Origin of the sequence: Microcella indica, from assembly GCF_013414345.1 — a bacterium.
Taxonomy (GTDB): domain Bacteria; phylum Actinomycetota; class Actinomycetes; order Actinomycetales; family Microbacteriaceae; genus Microcella; species Microcella indica.
This window is the reverse complement of record NZ_CP058670.1, coordinates 955,561-972,619: the sequence shown is the minus strand read 5'-3', so window position 1 is coordinate 972,619 and position 17,059 is coordinate 955,561. Positions and strand designations below refer to the sequence as shown.

General features: G+C 70.0%; 15 protein-coding genes. 1 reads left to right on the top strand and 14 read right to left on the bottom strand.

Translation table 11 applies throughout. The annotated features are described in order from the left end of the window. Positions 1–13: 13 nt before the first annotated feature. Positions 14–1,009, bottom strand: coding sequence for a transcription termination factor NusA (gene nusA, locus HUJ41_RS04760; RefSeq protein WP_152583398.1), 996 nt, complete (start codon positions 1,007–1,009; stop codon positions 14–16). Between the two features lie 61 nt (positions 1,010–1,070). Here nusA and HUJ41_RS04755 point away from each other — a divergent pair, with 61 nt between their 5' ends. After that, the gene (locus HUJ41_RS04755; RefSeq protein WP_218925645.1) at positions 1,071–2,555 is read left to right on the top strand and encodes an alanine/glycine:cation symporter family protein; all 1,485 of its coding nucleotides are present in this window, start codon (positions 1,071–1,073) and stop codon (positions 2,553–2,555) included. Here HUJ41_RS04755 and HUJ41_RS04750 read toward each other — a convergent pair. The 13 genes from HUJ41_RS04750 to HUJ41_RS04690 all read right to left on the bottom strand — a co-directional run bounded on the left by HUJ41_RS04750 (position 2,552) and on the right by HUJ41_RS04690 (position 16,962). Then, a complete protein-coding gene (locus HUJ41_RS04750; RefSeq protein ID WP_179873566.1) occupies positions 2,552–3,817 on the bottom strand; it encodes a hypothetical protein in 1,266 nt (421 codons plus the stop codon). The two genes, HUJ41_RS04755 and HUJ41_RS04750, sit on opposite strands and share 4 nt — an antisense overlap. Before the next feature lie 109 nt (positions 3,818–3,926). Beyond that, on the bottom strand, positions 3,927–5,699 hold the full coding sequence (locus HUJ41_RS04745; protein WP_179873565.1) for a proline--tRNA ligase: 1,773 nt from the start codon (positions 5,697–5,699) through the stop codon (positions 3,927–3,929). 332 nt (positions 5,700–6,031) lie between these two features. After that, a complete protein-coding gene (ispG, locus tag HUJ41_RS04740) occupies positions 6,032–7,159 on the bottom strand; it encodes a flavodoxin-dependent (E)-4-hydroxy-3-methylbut-2-enyl-diphosphate synthase (RefSeq protein WP_179873872.1) in 1,128 nt (375 codons plus the stop codon). A gap of 87 nt (positions 7,160–7,246) precedes the next feature. Then, complete coding sequence (locus HUJ41_RS04735; RefSeq protein ID WP_179873564.1) at positions 7,247–8,308, bottom strand: alpha/beta fold hydrolase; 1,062 nt, start codon at positions 8,306–8,308, stop codon at positions 7,247–7,249. Between the two features lie 11 nt (positions 8,309–8,319). Further along, positions 8,320–9,264: an alpha/beta hydrolase gene (locus HUJ41_RS04730; RefSeq protein WP_224744581.1), complete on the bottom strand. Its 945-nt coding sequence runs from the start codon at positions 9,262–9,264 to the stop codon at positions 8,320–8,322. Continuing rightward, positions 9,261–10,022, bottom strand: coding sequence for a 3-hydroxybutyrate dehydrogenase (locus HUJ41_RS04725; protein ID WP_179873562.1), 762 nt, complete (start codon positions 10,020–10,022; stop codon positions 9,261–9,263). Before HUJ41_RS04725 ends, HUJ41_RS04730 begins: the two co-directional genes overlap by 4 nt. Further along, entirely contained in the window at positions 10,019–10,672 is a 654-nt protein-coding gene (locus HUJ41_RS04720; RefSeq protein WP_179873561.1) for a TetR/AcrR family transcriptional regulator, read from the bottom strand. The genes HUJ41_RS04725 and HUJ41_RS04720 overlap by 4 nt, the downstream gene beginning before the upstream one ends. Continuing rightward, positions 10,669–12,270: a class I adenylate-forming enzyme family protein gene (locus HUJ41_RS04715; protein WP_179873560.1), complete on the bottom strand. Its 1,602-nt coding sequence runs from the start codon at positions 12,268–12,270 to the stop codon at positions 10,669–10,671. Before HUJ41_RS04715 ends, HUJ41_RS04720 begins: the two co-directional genes overlap by 4 nt. Beyond that, positions 12,267–13,355, bottom strand: a complete 1,089-nt coding sequence (locus HUJ41_RS04710; RefSeq protein ID WP_179873559.1) for a branched-chain amino acid ABC transporter permease — start codon at positions 13,353–13,355, stop codon at positions 12,267–12,269. The genes HUJ41_RS04715 and HUJ41_RS04710 overlap by 4 nt, the downstream gene beginning before the upstream one ends. Continuing rightward, positions 13,352–14,230, bottom strand: a complete 879-nt coding sequence (locus HUJ41_RS04705) for a branched-chain amino acid ABC transporter permease (protein ID WP_179873558.1) — start codon at positions 14,228–14,230, stop codon at positions 13,352–13,354. Before HUJ41_RS04705 ends, HUJ41_RS04710 begins: the two co-directional genes overlap by 4 nt. Further along, the gene (locus HUJ41_RS04700; protein WP_179873557.1) at positions 14,227–14,985 is read right to left on the bottom strand and encodes an ABC transporter ATP-binding protein; all 759 of its coding nucleotides are present in this window, start codon (positions 14,983–14,985) and stop codon (positions 14,227–14,229) included. Before HUJ41_RS04700 ends, HUJ41_RS04705 begins: the two co-directional genes overlap by 4 nt. Next, complete coding sequence (locus tag HUJ41_RS04695; RefSeq protein ID WP_179873556.1) at positions 14,982–15,737, bottom strand: ABC transporter ATP-binding protein; 756 nt, start codon at positions 15,735–15,737, stop codon at positions 14,982–14,984. The genes HUJ41_RS04700 and HUJ41_RS04695 overlap by 4 nt, the downstream gene beginning before the upstream one ends. A gap of 34 nt (positions 15,738–15,771) precedes the next feature. After that, complete coding sequence (locus HUJ41_RS04690) at positions 15,772–16,962, bottom strand: substrate-binding domain-containing protein (RefSeq protein ID WP_179873555.1); 1,191 nt, start codon at positions 16,960–16,962, stop codon at positions 15,772–15,774. Positions 16,963–17,059: the final 97 nt, after the last annotated feature.

Sequence of the window (17,059 nt, the reverse complement as noted above, 5' to 3'; positions counted from 1 at the left end):
TGTAGCCCCTGGCCTACTCCTCCATGACGGAGTCGGGCTGAATGTCGATCTTGGCGCCAGTCAGCTTGGCCGCCAAGCGGGCGTTCTGGCCCTCCTTGCCGATGGCGAGGGAGAGCTGGTAGTCGGGCACGAGGGCCCGCACGGCCTTCGTGTCGGCGTCGATGACGAAGGCGTCGGAGACCTTCGCGGGCGACAGCGCATTCTTCACGAAGGTCGCGAGGTCGTCGGAGTGGTCGACGATGTCGATCTTCTCCTGACCGAGCTCGGCCGTCACCGCGCGCACGCGCTGCCCGAGCTCGCCGATGCACGCGCCCTTCGCGTTGACGCCGGGCTCGAGCGAGCGCACGGCGATCTTGCTGCGGTGCCCCGCCTCGCGTGCGATCGCGGTGATCTCGACGAGCCCGCTCGCGATCTCGGGCACCTCGAGGGTGAAGAGCTTGCGCACGAGCGAGGGGTGGGTGCGGCTGACGGTGATCGACGGACCCTTGAGACCCTTCGAGACGCTCGTCACGTACACGCGGATGCGACGGCCGTGCGCGTAGTCCTCCCCCGGCACCTGCTCCTCGGGCGGGAGGATCGCCTCGACCGTGCCGAGATCGATGTGGATCATGCGCGGGTTGGGTCCCTGCTGGATGACGCCGGCGACGATGTCGCCCTCGCGCCCCTTGAACTCGCCGAGAACACGGTCGTCGCCGATGTCGCGCAGGCGCTGGTTGATGACCTGCTTGGCCGCGAACGCGGCGATACGGCCGAAGTCGTCGGGGCTGTCGACGGCCTCGCCGATGAGGTTCTCCTCCTCATCGAACTCGGGCACGTAGATCGTGACGTGGCCCGACTTGCGATCGAGCTCGGCACGAGGCTGCGGGCGGTCGGAGCCGCGGTGATCGTCCTGCTCCGTGTGCTTGAGGTAGGCGGTGAGGATGGCCTGCTCGATGATCTGCACGAGCTCGTCGAACGGGATCTCCCGCTCGCGCTCCATCATCCTCAAGACGGTCAGGTCGATGTCCACGGTGTCGCTCCTCTATTCGATTGCAGACCCCCACGGTACCGGACATCGCTAGTGTGTCTGAATGGACGCCATCGACGCTGTCAACGACCTCATCGCCTCTCTCGGCGGCTCGCTCTGGCAGTGGATCGTGCTGCCGATCGTCATCGGGCTCGGCCTGTATTTCACGGTGCGCACGAGGGTCGTGCAGTTGAGGCTCATTCCCGCGATGTTCCGCACTCTCACCGATGTGACGCCGCGCGATGCCGGCGGCAAGCCGCAGTCGGTCTCGGCGTTCCAGGCGTTCACCGTCTCGGCCGCCTCCCGCGTCGGCGTCGGCAACATCGCGGGTGTGGCGACGGCGCTCGCCCTCGGCGGCCCCGGCGCGATCTTCTGGATGTGGACGATGGCCTTCATCGGCGGCGCGTCCTCCTTCGTGGAGTCGACGCTCGGGCAGGTCTACAAGACGAAGGACAGGGACGGCTTTCGGGGTGGCCCCGCGTACTACATGCAGCGCGGCCTCGGGAAGCGGTGGATGGGCATCCTCTTCGCCGTCGTCCTCATCGTCGTGTTTCCCTTCGCCTTCTCGAGCCTGCAGGCGAACACGATCGTGAGCGCCGTCGGGGGCGCAGCCGGCCTGGAGGACCCGGGGATGCTCCCCTGGGCTATCGGCGGCGTTCTCGCCCTCGCGACCGGCCTCGTCATCTTCGGCGGCATCCGTCGCATCGCGAGCGTGACCCAGTCGCTCGTGCCCGCGATGGCGCTGCTCTACCTCCTCATCGGCATCGTCATCGTCGCGATGAACATCGAGGAGGTGCCGCGCGTGTTCGCGCAGATCTACGCCGGCGCCTTCGGGTTCCAGTCGATCGCGGGTGGCGCGGTGGGCACGATCATCCTCGTCGGCATCCAGCGCGGCATGTTCTCGAACGAGGCAGGTCTCGGCTCGGCGCCGAACGCCGGCGCAGCTGCCGCGGTCACGCACCCGGCGAAGCAGGGCCTCGTGCAGACGCTCGGCGTCTACTTCGACACCTTCCTCGTCTGCTCGATCACAGCCTTCATCATCCTCGTGACGAATCCCGACCTCGCGGCCGCCGAGCGCGGCGTCGACCTCACGCAAGAGGCCGTCGTCTCCTCCCTCGGCGAGTGGGCCGGAGTGCTGCTCGCGGTCGTGATCCTGCTGCTCGCCTTCAGCTCGATCCTCGGCAACTACTACTACGGGGAATCGAATCTGGAGTTCATCACGACGAGCCGGCCCGCGCTCATCGTCTACCGCAGTCTCGTCGTGCTCGCCGTCCTCGGCGGCTCTGTGGCCTCGACCACGCTCGTGTGGACGACCGCGGACGGCGTGATGGGCATCATGGCGATCATCAATCTCGTCGCCATCGCGTTGCTCGGCGGCGTCGCCTTCCGCGTGCTCACGAACTACCAGGACCAGCGCGCGGCGGGGAAGGACCCGGTCTTCACGCGCGACCAGCTGCCCGACGTCTCCGGCATCGAGCTGTGGGTCGACGAGGACTCGGTGACGGGCCCGATTCCGCTCGTGCGCGGCACGCGGGGTGCCCGGCGCTAGTCGCGGCGCATGCGACGCCGCGAGGCACCGACCGCGGTGATGACGACGCCGCCGAGGAGGAGCGCACCGGCGATGACCCCGATCGCGAGGACGAGCTGGTCGTCGGCACCGGTCGCCGCGAGCTGCTCTTCCGCGTCTCCGGCGAGCTCGACGGCGGCGCGTTCGATCGCGATGCCGCCGGCGGTGAACGTCCCAAGGCCGCTCACCAGGTAACCTCCGCTGATCGCGGCTGCGTCGAATCCCCCCTGCGGCGAATCCTGCGTCACCGCGGAGAGGTCGCCCGCCGCGTCCAGAGGGGCCAGCAGATCGACACCGGGCTCCGAGGCCGAGGTGGGCTGCGTGCCGAACTCACTCAGGTCGGTATAGCCGAAGCTGAAGACGGCCATCTGACCTTGCTCGATGTCGGGCGACACGATCCAGAGGTTGAGTTCGCTGTCGAACTCTGCACCGTTCACCGTCACGGGGAAGAACGCCAACCGCGACTCGGTCTCGCCGCCCTCCCAGAGCACGCTCACGATGAGGGCCTCGTCGGTGAATCCGGCGACGATGACAGCGATACCGCTGCGCTCCGGATCCAGCAGTTCGGCCGGACCGGCCGAGATCGCGAGCGACTCGAAATCGCCGAAGGACCCGGAGGAGCCCGTGAAGACTTCCGTCACGGTTCCGGTACGCGCGTCGATGCGAACGGCTGTTCCGTCGCTGAAGTACACGAACGCCGCCGTGCTCGGCGCAGCCTCCTGGCTGACGCCGCTCTCGAAATCGAGATCGAGACCGTACGCGCTGAGCACGTCGAGCAGAGCGAGGCCCGTGCACGCCACCGGCCACAGGCCGGTCTCGCCACCGTCAGGGTTCGCCACCGGCAGCGGCGACCCCAAGGGCACGCCGTCTTCGTCGTACACCCGAATCGCGCACAGGTACTGCACGCTCTCGCCGAAGATCTGCCCTGCGGAGAGGAGCGCCACGTAGACGCGGTCCTCTGAGTCGAAGCTCAGCGCCGTCGTCGTCCACGGCGTGATCTCCGGCGTCGTCGGGCCGCCGAACAGCTGCAGCTCGATCTCCGGCGGGGGCCCCTCGTCGCCGTCCGCGGGGAAGACCTCCGGAATCGCCCCGAAGGTGCTCTGGTCGCTGCTGAGGACGACGGGAGTGTCGCCCTCGACGATGTCGGCGGCAGTCGCGGGGGCCACCGCACCGAGCGCGAAGACGAGGGCCACACCGCCCGCCATGACCGTGCGTCGGAGGGCAGGGGCGGGGGTGGACAACATGGTGCTCCAGGGGCTCGGGAGGGGTGGGAAGGCGCTCGCGGCCGCGACAGGTCAACCGACCCGGCGACTCTTCACCCTAACCCGGACGAGCGCAGAAAGCGACGCGCTCTCACTGCGGTGCGTCGCGCAGGCGGTCGAGCACCTCGTGCAGCGCGATCTCCTCGCGCTCGCCCGTGCGGCGATCCCGGAACTCGACGCGTCCCTCGGCAGCGCCACGACCGACGATGACGATCAGTGGCACACCGATGAGCTCGGCATCGCCGAACTTGACGCCGGGCGAGACCTTCGGCCGGTCGTCGAAGAGCGTGTCGAACCCCGCTCCGTCCAGCTCGCTCACGAGCGTCTCGGCGACCTCGAATACCGCGGCATCCTTGCCCGTCGCCACGATGTGCACGTCGAAGGGGGCCACGTTGCGCGGCCACACGAGACCGCGCTCGTCGTGGTTGGCCTCCGCGATGACGCCGAGGATGCGCGTCACGCCGATGCCGTACGAGCCCATTGTGACGGTCACGAGCTTGCCGTTCTCGTCGAGAACCTGCAGCCCGAGCGCCTCGGCGTACTTGCGGCCGAGCTGGAAGACGTGCCCGATCTCCATGCCGCGCGCGGTCTCGATCGGCCCGGAGCCGTCGGGGGCGGGATCCCCCTCGCGCACCTCAGCGATGTCGGCGAGGCCGTCGGCGGTGAAGTCGCGACCCGCGATGAGGCCCAGTACGTGCTTCTCGTGCTCGTTCGCGCCGGTCACCCAGGCGGTGCCGTCGACGACGCGAGGATCGACCAGGTACCGGATGCCCGTGCTCGAGCCCTTCCCGAGAACGGCGCCGCTCGGCGCCCAGGGGCCGATGTAGCCCTTGACGAGGCCGCGATGCGCGGCGAAGTCCTCTTCGGTCGCCGCCGCGACTTCGGCGGGAGCGAAGGCCACCTCGGCGCGCTTGAGGTCGACCTCCCGGTCGCCGGGCAGGCCGACGACCACGAGCTCCTTCGTGCCGTCGAGCGCCGTGAGCCGCAGCACGACGTTCTTGAGTGTGTCCGCCGCCGTCCACGGGCGGTCCTCGCGCGGGTGCTTCTCGTTCGCGAGCGCGACGAGCGTCGCGATCGTCGGCGTCTGCGGTGAGTCGATGATCTCTGCAGCGGGGTGTCCGTCGATCAGCTGGGGGGCGGGCGAGACGGAGCGGTAGGCCTCGACGTTCGCCGCGTAGCCCCCGGCCGATCGCACGAAGGTGTCCTCACCGATGGGCGTCGGGTGCAGGAACTCCTCGCTGCGCGAGCCGCCCATGGCCCCGGCATCCGCCTGCACGATGACGTACTCGAGCCCCAGGCGGGAGAAGATGCGCTCGTAGGCGTCGCGCTGCGCCTGGTACGAGGCATCCAGACCCTCATCGGTCACGTCGAAGGAGTATGCGTCCTTCATGGAGAACTCGCGGCCGCGCAGCAGGCCAGCGCGCGGGCGCGCCTCATCCCGGTACTTGTCCTGGATCTGGTAGATCGACAGCGGAAGATCTTTGTAGCTGCCGTAGAGGTCCTTGACCGTGAGCGTGAAGACCTCTTCGTGCGTGGGCGCGAGGAGGTAGTCGGCGCCCTTGCGGTCCTTGAGACGGAAGATGCCGTCGCCGTACTCCTCCCAGCGGCCGCTCGCCTCGTAGGGTTCGCGCGGCAGGAGGGCGGGGAAGTGCACTTCCTGGCAGCCGATCGCGTGCATCTCCTCCCGGATGACGGCCTCGACCCGGCGCCGAACGCGCAGGCCGAGCGGCAGCCAGGCGAAGACGCCCGGCGCCTGGCGCCGGATGTACCCGGCGCGCACGAGGAGGCGGTGGCTGGCCACCTCAGCGTCGGCGGGATCGTCGCGAAGTGTACGGAGGAAGAGCTGGGTCAGTCGCGTCGTCACCGGTTCAGACTACTGGCCTCGGCGCGTCGCGCCGGATGCGCTGGCCGAACCCCCCGTTCGGGGGCCAGAATAGAAAATAGGCCTGCGAGCGGCGGCAAGGGGGGCTTGGGTCGCTCGCAGGCCCTTCCCGCCCACCCGCGATGCGGCGTGAGAGGGAAACCTGCACGACGGAAGATTCCCCTGATCGCCTCGTGCGAAACGTGCACCGCCCCCCGGTGCTTCTCAGTGTCGACTCCCCCAGTCGATGACTTGAGCCTACTGACCGGGGGCACGTCGCGGTCAGTCCCCCGATGTGGGGTCACTTCTCTCGCATCGGCCCCTCGGAGGCGCGATCAGCTCGTGAGCACCTGCGGTTCGCCGACCGGGGCATCCGGCATCGAGGCCGCGATGCGGTTCGCCTCCTCGATGAGGGTCGCGACGATCTCCGACTCCGGCACCGTCTTGATGACCTCGCCCTTGACGAAGATCTGGCCCTTGCCGTTGCCGCTCGCGACGCCGAGGTCGGCCTCGCGGGCCTCGCCTGGACCGTTCACGACGCAGCCCATGACGGCGACGCGCAGAGGCACGGTCATGCCCTCGAGCCCCGCCGTCACGTCGTCGGCGAGCGTGTACACGTCGACCTGCGCGCGACCGCACGAGGGGCAGGAGACGATCTCGAGCTTGCGCTCGCGCAGGTTGAGCGACTCGAGAATCTTGAGGCCCACCTTGATCTCCTCCGCCGGCGGCGCCGAGAGGGAGACGCGGATGGTGTCGCCGATGCCCTCGCCGAGTAGGATGCCGAAGGCCGTCGCGCTCTTGATCGTGCCCTGGAAGGCGGGGCCTGCTTCGGTCACGCCGAGGTGCAGCGGCCAGTCGCCGCGCTCGGCGAGCTGGCGGTAGGCCTTGACCATGACGATGGGGTCGTTGTGCTTGACCGAGATCTTGAAGTCGTGGAAGTCGTGCTCCTCGAACAGGCTCGCCTCCCACACCGCGCTCTCGACGAGCGCCTCGGGCGTCGGCTTGCCGTACTTCTGCAGCAAGCGGGGGTCGAGCGAGCCGGCGTTGACGCCGATGCGCAGGCTCACGCCCGCATCCTTGGCCGCCTTCGCGATCTCGCCGACTTTGTCGTCGAACTTCTTGATGTTGCCCGGGTTGACGCGCACTGCGGCGCAGCCGGCGTCGATCGCCTGGAAGACGTACTTCGGCTGGAAGTGGATGTCGGCGATGACGGGGATCTGGCTCTTCTTCGCGATGATGTGCAGCACGTCGGCGTCGTCCTGCGTCGGTACCGCGACGCGCACGATGTCGCAGCCCGTCGCGGTGAGCTCGGCGATCTGCTGGAGCGTCGCGTTGATGTCCGTCGTCGGCGTCGTCGTCATCGACTGCACGCTGACCGGGGCGTCACCACCGACGAGCACCTTGCCGACCTTGATCTGGCGGCTGACGCGGCGGGGGGCGAGGGTTTCGGGAATCTTGGGCATTCCGAGGTTCACAGCAGGCACGATGCTCAGTGTACGCATCGAGGCTGAGCAGAGAACCCTCGCCCACCGAACCCTCGCGCCACCCGGTCAGCCCGCAGCGTCGAGGTGCTCGAGGAGGGCGGCCACGAAGCTCTCGGCCTGCTCGAGGTGGGGCGAGTGACCGCACCCCTCGAACACGACCTCGCGCAGGGATCCCCCGGCACTCGCGTAGCGCTCGAGCACGGCCCGCGTCTGGCTCACCATCGGCTGCGGAGGTGCGACCTCGGCGCCGGGCCACCCGGGGATCGCCCCGAGCTGGCCGAGGAAGTTCAGGTCGAAGGCCGAGGTGTCGGAGACGATCGCGTCGGCGTCGCCGCGGATCCACAGGATCGCGGGCTTCGTCTCGAGCTCGGTGATGCCGGACAGGTTCAGGTGCGTGGGCGCCATCGTGTTGAGCACGCCGCGCGGCCCTGGAGCGAATCCCGGCCAGTTCTCCGACGGGACGCTGTCACCGGGGTAGTTGTCCTCCCCCGTCGCCGTCGTGAGCATCGACGCGACCCAGAGATCCTCGTGGGGCAGGCCATCGGGCTGCGCCACATAGGCGGTGCGGTAGACAGACCGCGGAGACGTCTGCTCCTCGCCGCCGAGGTCGCCCGCGGCGAGCCGTGCGATGAAGTCGGGGTTGCCGCCGCCCCCGCCCGTGCCGGCGGCGTCGGGGGTCAGGAGCGAGCCATCGAGGGCGGTGCCGCCGAAGCCGTATGGCGAGACGGGCGATTCGAGCGTGACGCTCAGCACGGCGTCGGGATTGTCGAGAAGGTACTGCAGCACGACACCCGCGCCCATGCTCCAGCCCACGAGGTGCACGGCGCCCGTGCCGAGCGTCTCGAGCACGCTCGCGACGTCGTCGGAGAAGTCGCGCAGCCCGCGGGTCGCGTCGACCGGCTTGACCTCGGAGCCGCCGAAGCCGCGCAGGTCGACCGCGAGCGCGCGCCACTGCGGCGGGAGCGCGAGCATCGTCGGCTGGTAGGAGTGCGAGGAGGACACGTTGCCGTGCACGAAGACGACGGTGCCGACGGGCTCTCCCTCGGCGGGGCGCTCGAGCACCGCCGCGGTGAGTCGCGGTGCAGGCACGGAGTGGGCAACGATGCCCGGCAGAAGCATCTCGGTCATGATCGGGCCTTTCAGTCGTGGACGGTCGCGGCGGGCGCCGCAGCGGAGGGGACGTGCAGTGCGTCGCTCACCGCGCGCGCGACGCGGCGCGCACCCGGCTCGGCGAGCACGATCGTGTAGTGGTTGACGTCGTCGACCTCGATGACGCGCATGCCCGAGATCGTCGGCTGCTCGCTCGTGCGCTCGGGGCGGTAGAGCGCCTCGGGCTCATCGAGGAGGCCGCGCGGTGCGCGCAGGAAGGTCGTCGGCTGGCGCACGCTCTCGAGCGCCCGGCGGTAGCTCTCCCCGCCGTACAGCTCAGCGACATCGGCGCCGACCGCCGCCAGGTCGCCCGAGGGCTTCAGGGCCGGGGGCTCACCGTGCAGGTCGTAGTCGACGTAGGCCTCGACAGCGCGCGACCAGCGGTCGCGGAAGGCGGGATGCTCACGCCAGAAGTCGCGGTACTCCTCGACCGAGGCGAACGTCATCGAGAGGCGCCGCGCGGCTGGCCCGAGCACAGCCGTGCCGTCCGGTACCGCAGCACCGTGCGCCTCGTCGCCCGACCCCGCGCGCTCGGGCGGGTCGAGCGGCAGCCCGCCGTCCACGAGGGTCAGGGAGGAGACGCGGTCGGGGAAGCGCGCCGCGAGCAGCACCGCGACGAACGCCCCCATCGAGTGGGCGACGACGGCGACGCTCTCGAGCCCCAGGTGGTCGAGCACGGCGACAAGGTCGCGGGCGTGCTGCTCGAGGCCGTATGGACCCCCGAGGTCGCGTGATCGGCCGCGACCGCGCAGGTCGGGAGCGATGAGCCGCACGCCGGGGAGATGGTCTGCCAGGAGCGGCCAGCACCGGTGATTCGCGGTGATGCCGTGGATCGCGAGCACCGCGGGCGCATCCGGAGAGTCGTTCCAGATGCCGACCGTGAGCGCTCCCCCGAGGACGGGGACCGCGATCGTGGCGGGGGCGAACTCGGTCATCGTGCGCTCCACCCGCCGTCCATCGAGTACGAGGAGCCCGTGACCATGCCCGCCGCCGCGCCGCACAGCCACACCGCGAGAGAGGCGACCTCGTCGGGCTCGACGAGCCGCTTGACGGCGCTCTCGGTGAGCATGATGCGCTCGACGACCTCGTCCTCGGGAATGCCGTGCACGCGCGCCTGGTCGGCGATCTGCTTCTCGACGAGCGGCGTGCGCACGTAGCCGGGGTTGATGCAGTTGCTCGTGACGCCGTGCGGGCCGCCCTCGAGCGCGGTGACCTTTGACAGGCCCTCGAGACCGTGCTTCGCCGAGACGTACGCAGACTTGAAGGCGCTCGCGCGCAGCCCGTGCACCGAGCTGATGTTGATGATGCGACCCCAGCCGCGCTCGTACATGCCCGGCAGGGCGGCGCGCGTGAGGAGGAACGGCGAGACGAGCATGAGGTCGACGATGAAGCGGAAGCGCGCCGGGTCGAACTCGGCGATCGGGCTCACCGTCTGCACCCCCGCGTTGTTGACGAGGATGTCGGCGCGCAGCTCGACTTCGGCGAGAGCATCCAGATCGCTCAGATCGACCTCCCACGCCTCGCCGCCGATCGCCGCAGCGACGCGCGCGGCGCCCTCGCCGTCGCGGTCGGCGATGACGACGTGCGCCCCGGCCGCGGCGAGCGCGCGCGAGCACGCCTCTCCGATGCCGCTCGCGCCGCCCGTGACGACCGCCCTGCGACCGTCGAGCTCTCCCTGCACGACCTGCGTCATGGTGCCCCCTCCTGGGTTCCGCGCGCTGCGAGCGCGTTCTCGATGAAGCGCATCATGCTGTCGAAGACGGCGTCGGGCACGTCGGTCGTGCCGCTCGCGAGCGGATCCGCGCTCGCCCCGCTCGCCCCCTCCTCGCCCCACAGCACCCAGCGCATGCCGATCATCTCGCCGACGCCCATGAGCGCCCAGGCCGCGACCGTCGGATCGATGTCGCCCACTTCGCCACGCTCGCGTGCAGCCGTGAGGCCCTCGATGTAGCCGTCGACGATGCGCGAGTAGTGCAGGCGCAGAGACCGCGGGGAGACGAACTCCGCCTCGCGCACGATGCGGTACAGCGCCGGATGCTCGGCCGTGAAGCGGAAGAAGCCGCGAAAGCCCTCGCGCTCGCGCTCGATGCGGCTCATGTCGTCGGTCGCGTGCTCCGTCATCGCGTGCCGCACGCGGCGGTTGAGGTCGTCGACGAGCTCTTCGAAGACCTGCAGCTTCGAGTCGAAGTAGAGGTAGAACGTGCCCTGCCCGACGCCTGCGCGCTCCGTGATGCGCACGATCGACGACTCGGCGTAGCCGAGCTCGGCGAAGACATGCTCGGCGGCGTCGAGGATCGCCCGGCGGGTGCGCTCGCCGCGCGCCGTGCGCGGTGCCGCGCTCACGAGGCACCGCCCGTCGCGGCGAGCTGGGCGCCGCCCCAGGCCTCGAGCAGGTCGCGGCGGCGCACCTTGTCGGCGCCCGACCGGGGAATGGACTCGATCTCGAGGATGCGCGTGGGCACCTTGAACCGTGCCAGTCGCGCCGCGCAGTGCTCGCGCAGCGCCGTCTCGTCCCGAGGGACGCCCGAGCGCGGCACGATGTAGGCGACCGGCACCTCGCCCCATCGCTCGTCCGGCACGCCGATGACGGCGACGTCGGAGACCGCGGGGTGCTCGAACAACACCGCCTCGATCTCGGCGGGCGCGACCGACTCCCCACCCGTGATGAAGATGTCCTTGATGCGATCGATCACGCGGTAGTAGCCGTCGTCATCGCGCGCCATGAGGTCGCCGGTGCGCAGCCAGCCGTCGGTGAGCGTCGCCGCGGTCTGCGCCGCATCGCGGAAGTACCCCGTGAAGACGCTCGGCCCCCGCACGAGCAGCTCTCCCGTGCCGGCGCCCTCGATCGGCTCGCTCGTCACCGGGTCGACGAGCAGCACCTCGACGTGGGGGTACGGCCGCCCCGCAGACCCGACCCGACGCCGAGCGTCCTCATCGGGCAGGCACAGCACGTTCGGCGAGGCTTCGGTGAGGCCGTAGCCCTGCGTGAGCGCGACGCCGCGAGCGTGCCAGGTGCGCAGGAGCGGCTCGGGCATGGGAGCGCCGCCCGCGATCGCGTGCCGCAACGTCGACAGGTCGGTGCTCGCGAAGTCGGGGTGCTCGGCGAGCAGCAGGTAGTTCGCGGGCACACCCATGGTCGTCGTGATGCCGCGGTCGGCGATGAGGTGCAGCACTCGACCGGGGTCGAAGGTGCGCTCGAGCACGACGGTGGCCCCCATCCACCAGGCGAGCAGCGGCTGCACGTTCCAGCCGCCCACGTGGTACTGCGGCATGACGGCGAGCACGGTGTCCTGGCTCGTGATCTCGGCGGTGCGCGAGAGCGCGAGGTTCGTCCAGAAGCAGTTCGCGTGGGTGAGGATGACGCCCTTCGGGGCGGCGAGGGTGCCCGAGGTGAACATGAGGAGCAGGGCGTCGTCGTCGCCCACGGGGCGCTGCGGCGGGGCATCCGCGAGGCGGCCGCGCAGCGGCGCAGGCACCGCGCGCTCGACGCCTCGAGAACCGACGCTCGCGCGGGGCGGCGGGGCGAGAAGCCGCTCGAGCGACGCGGAGGCGAGGGAGGCGAACTCGTCCTCCACGACCAGCAGGGCGGGGTCGGAGAGCTCGAGCTGCTGCGCGATCTCGCGGGGCGACAGGCGCCACGAGATGGGCACGAGCACGAGCCCGGCCTGCGCGCACGCGAAGAACAGCACGACGTGGTCGGCGCTGTTGCCCGTGAGGGTCGCGATGCGGTCGCCGACGCCGTACCCGGCGCTGCGCAGCAGACGGGCGAGTCGGGATGCTCGATCGTGCAGCTCGCGATAGCTCAACTCGACACCGCGGTCGTCGATCGCGATGCGCTCCGGGGTCGCCCTGGCACGATCCCCCGTCCAGCGGCCGAGAGTGTGCAGGCCGTCGTGCTGGGTGTCGTGCGGGTGGGGGTCGAGCGGGTGGGTCTCGGTCATCGCGCCTCCTCGAGCGGGCGCTCCGGCTCAGGACGCCGTCGCGCCAGGCGCGCGGTCGCCCGACGCGCGAGGCCCGCCAGGCCACCGGGCAGAAGCACCACCACCAGGATAAAGAGGGTGCCGAGAATGAACAGCGGCTCGCTCAGCGGAATGCGCAACACATCGGGCAGGTCGGCGATCGTCTCGGAGCGCGAGAGGGCCGTGAGGCGCTGGTCGAGGAGCGTGTAGATGAGGCCACCGACGACCGCTCCCCAGCGGGACCCGACACCGCCGAGCACGACGATCACGAGCAGGGTGAGCGTGAAGTCGGGCGTCGTCACGGCCGGCGTGACGCCGCTCTGCAGGAGCAGGTAGACCATGCCCACGAGCGCCGCGAGCGAGCCGGCGAGCACGACGGTGATGAGTCGAACGGTGAACGGCGTCATGCCCAGCACGCGCACCCGCAGGTCGTTCTCCCGTGCCGCGACGACGACGTGGCCGGCGCGGGAGCGCTCGAACCACGTGACGATGAGGAACACGACCACGAGCATCCCGAGTGCGATCCAATACAGGTTGCGCGTATTGATGACGCCCACGAGCTCGGTCGGGATGTTCGCCACCTCGAGAGGCAGCCCCTCTTCGCCGTTCGTGATCGCCGCGTTGCGGCGCACGAGCACCGAGCCGGCCTGGGCGAAGGCGAGCGTCACCATCGCGAACGCGATACCCGTGACGCGCAGACTCAGCGCGCCGAGTGCCGCGGCGAGCACGACCGCGCCGAGCAGCACGACGCCCATGGCGGGCACGAGGGCGAGCTGCGTGTCCCGCAGCACGATCCCGAGGCCGTAGGCGCCGACCGCGAAGTAGAGCGCGTGGCCGAACGAGAGCAGGCCGGCGACTCCGAACAGCAGGTGGTAGCTGAGGGCGAGGGTCGCGAAGACCATCGCGAAGGCGAGCAGCTGCAGGGTGCCCGGCGTGTACGTCGCACCGGGCAGGATGCCGGGCAGGCTCAGGTTGAGCACCGGGAGGAGCGCGAACACCAGGATGAGCGCCCCGCCGATGACCCACGGGGTCGCGCGAGCGGTGCGGATGCGGTCGATGAGGGTCATGATGCCTTGCTCCCGAGGAGTCCCGTGGGGCGGACGAGCAGGACGACGGCCAAGAGCACCACGACCATGAAGTCCCCCGTTCCCCCCAGATAGAAGTTGGCGAACTGCTGCAGCACGGCGACGACGACCGAGGCGATGGCCGCCCCCGTGAGCGAGCCGAGGCCGCCGATCACCGTGACGATGAAGGCGAAGATGAGCAGCGATCCGCCGATGAGCGGGGAGACGTAGCCGAAGTAGTGCGAGGCGAGAACGCCGCCGATGCCCGCCGCCGCGCCGCCGATCGCGAAGACCAGGGTGAAGGCTTTGCGCACGTCGATGCCGAGCGCCGTCACCATCGCACGGTTCTCGACGCCCGCGCGGATGATGAGCCCGTAGCGCGTGAACTTAAGGAAGAGCACGAGCGCGAGAAGCACGAGCAGTGCCGCCGCGATGAGGATGAACCGGTCGTTGGGGATGAGCGCACCCCCGATGTCGGTGGTCTGCGCGAGCCACTCGGGCCCGACGATGAAGATCGGGTCGACGCCCCAGATTCCCTCGAAGAGCGCGACGGTCGCCAGCGAGAGGCCGACGGTCACGAGCACCTGCTCGATGTGCCGCAGATAGAGCGGTCTGATGAGCAGCAGCTCGGTGAGCGCCGCGACGGTCGCACCGACGATCGCGCCCACGAGGATCGAGAGCAGGAAGGTGCCCCACGACCCGTCGTCCATGCGGCGCGCGAACTCCCAGCCGAGGAACGCGCCGAGGGTGAGGAAGGAGCCGTGAGCGAAGTTGAGCACGCCCATGAGGCCGTAGATGAGCGAGAGGCCGCTCGCCACGAGGAAGTACAGCGCCCCGAGCCCGAGACCCGTGATGAGAAGAAGGATCACGGTGCTCATCGGTCGACCTCCGAGTCGGTACGCGCGTCGTCGTCGTCGCCCGTCGTGTGGACGCCGAGGAGGCGCTGGGTGCGCTCGTCGTCGTCGAGGAGCTCGCCCGCGTCTCCCGTGTGCACCACGCGGCCGCCCTCGATCACGACGACGGTGTCCGCCAGGCGGCGCACGATCGGCAGGTTCTGCTCGACGAGCAGGATGGGAGTCGTGGCCGCGGCGCGCTCGAGCGCGGCGGCGACATCCTGCACGATCATCGGCGCGAGGCCCTTGGTGGGCTCGTCGACGAGCAGGATGCGGTTGTCGTTGAGAAGCGTGCGAGCCAGGGACAGCATCTGCTGCTGGCCGCCGGAGAGCGACCCGGCCCGTTGAGCACTGCGCTGCACGAGGTCGGGGAAGAGCTCGTCGACGAGGTCGCGATGAGGCGCGCCGCCGCGCGTGGCGAGCCTGAGGTTCTCGGCGACCGTGAGCTGCGAGAAGACCTCCCGGTCTTCCGGCACGTAGCCGACCCCGCGCTGCACGATGCGGTGCGTGGGCAGGCCGTCGATGCGCTCGCCCTCGAACTCGACCGTGCCGGAGCGGGTGATCAGACCCATGATCGCGCGCAAGGTGCTCGTCTTGCCGACGCCGTTGCGACCGAGGACGGCCGTCACGCCGGTGGGAGGCACCTCGAAGTCGACGGACTCGACGACCTGCTGGCCGTCGATGAGGGCGCTCAGGCCGCTCACGCGGAGAAGCGGTGCGGTGCTGGACGGGGCGCTCACAGGCTCTCTCCCAGATAGGCGGACTGCACGGTCGGGTCGGCCATGACGGCCTGCGGGGTATCCCACGCGAGCACCTGGCCGTGGTGCATGACCGCGACAGTGTCGACGAGCCCGAGCACGACGTCCATGTGGTGCTCGACCATGAGCACCGTGCGGCCGCTGCGGTGGACCCGGCGGATGACCTCGACGAGCTCGGGCACATCGCCGGAGGCGACTCCTGCCATGGGCTCGTCGAGGAGGATGACACTCGGCTCGGTCGCGAGCAGCATGGCGATCTCGAGCTTGCGCTTGTCGCCGTGCGAGAGCACGCCAGCCGTCGTCTCGGCGTGGTGCGTGAGCCCGACCTCCTCGAGCCTCTCCTCGGCCGCGCTCGTCGCGGCGTCACCCCGCCTCGGACGGGCGAGCACCGAGAGCTCGTGCCCGATCGACACCTGAGCGGAGAGGCGAACGTTCTCGAGCGCAGAGAGCCCCGTGAAGAGACTCGAGGTCTGGAAAGTGCGACCGAGACCAGCCCGTGCGCGGCGCTGCACGGTCAGGCGCGTCACGTCGTCCCCGCGCAGCAGCACCCGGCCCCCGGTGGGGGTCATGATGCCGCTCATGAGGTTGAACAGTGTCGTCTTGCCGGCGCCGTTGGGGCCGATGACGCCGAGCATCTCGCCGCGGCCGACCGAGAGCGTCACGTCATCGATGATGCGTGCGCCCCCGATCTGCAGCTCGAGGTGCTCGACGGCGAGCACGGGCTGGTCGGTCATGGTGCGAACTCTCTCTGTGCCGTGGGCCGGGCGACTAGCCGACGACCGGCGGGGCGACCGTGTCGGCCTCGACGATCTCGATGAGCTCCGGCACCCACGAGCCGTCCTGCTCCACCAGGCGGGCCTGGAACATCGGCTGCAGCACAGCGTGGTCCTCGGCTCGAATCGTCGTCGTGCCCTTCGGCCCCTCGAAGGTCCAGCCCTCGAGCGCCGCGATCATGCCGTCGACGTCATCGCCGCCCTCGCGGATCGCCTGCACGACCATCTGCGCGGCGACGAAGCCGTCGGGGGAGAACAGGTCCGGCGTGGCGCCCGCGGCCTCGAGGCGCTCGATCATGGCCGCCTCGACCTCGGTGCCCGCGGCCCCGCCGAAGTAGTGGTTGAGGAAGCTGATCTGGTCGCTCGCCTCGGCGTAGGCGCCGTAGGTGGCGACGTCACCGAGACCGGTGACGACGGGGATCGCGTCGAACACGCCCTGCTGGTCGAGCGCCTGCCACATGGCCGCGCTCGTCGCACCGGCCCAGGCCACGAAGACCAGGTCGGCGTCGGCGGAGAGGATCTGCTGGGCGAAGGGAGTGAACTCGGTCGCGTCCTCGGGGACGAGAATTCCCTCGACCTCCGCTCCCGCTCCGCCGAGTACCGCGTCGACGCCGGCGAGGTTGCCCTGACCGAATGCGGTGTCCTGCGCGAAGACGACGACCTTCTGACCGGCCGGGTCGCCGATGAACGTTCCCGCCGTGGCGACGTCCTGGTAGGTCTGGCGTCCCGAGCGGAAGGTGTAGTCGTTGATGCCCGTCACGGCGTCTGCCGCCGAGGGGCCCGCGATGTAGAGGATCTGGTTCTGCTCGGCCTGCTCCGCGAGCGAGAGGGCGATGCCCGAGGACACGGTGCCGGCGAGGATCTGGACACCCTGACCGATGACGTCGCGAGCGAGGTTGACGGCGGTGTCGGTGTCACCGGCGTCATCGTAGACCGTGACGTCGATCTCTCGGCCGTCGACGGCTCCCGTGCCGTCGGTCGCGTAGTCGAGACCGGCTTCGAAGCCGGCGAGGTATGCGCCGCCGTAGGCGGCGAGCGGGCCGGTCTCGGAGGTGATGACCGCGACGGGAACGGCGGGCTGCGCCTCACCGTCGGTGCCGGGATCGCTCGCCGTGGGCGCACAGCCCGCGAGCGTGAGGCCGGCGATCGCGAGGATCGCCGGGACGAAGAACTTCTGGGTGCGCATGTGCGTGCCTTTCCTGCTGCCGTAGAAGGATTCGGGGCTGTGACCTGACAGGTGGTTCAGGTTTCAGGAAACGTATCGTGCGTGTCACGACGATGTC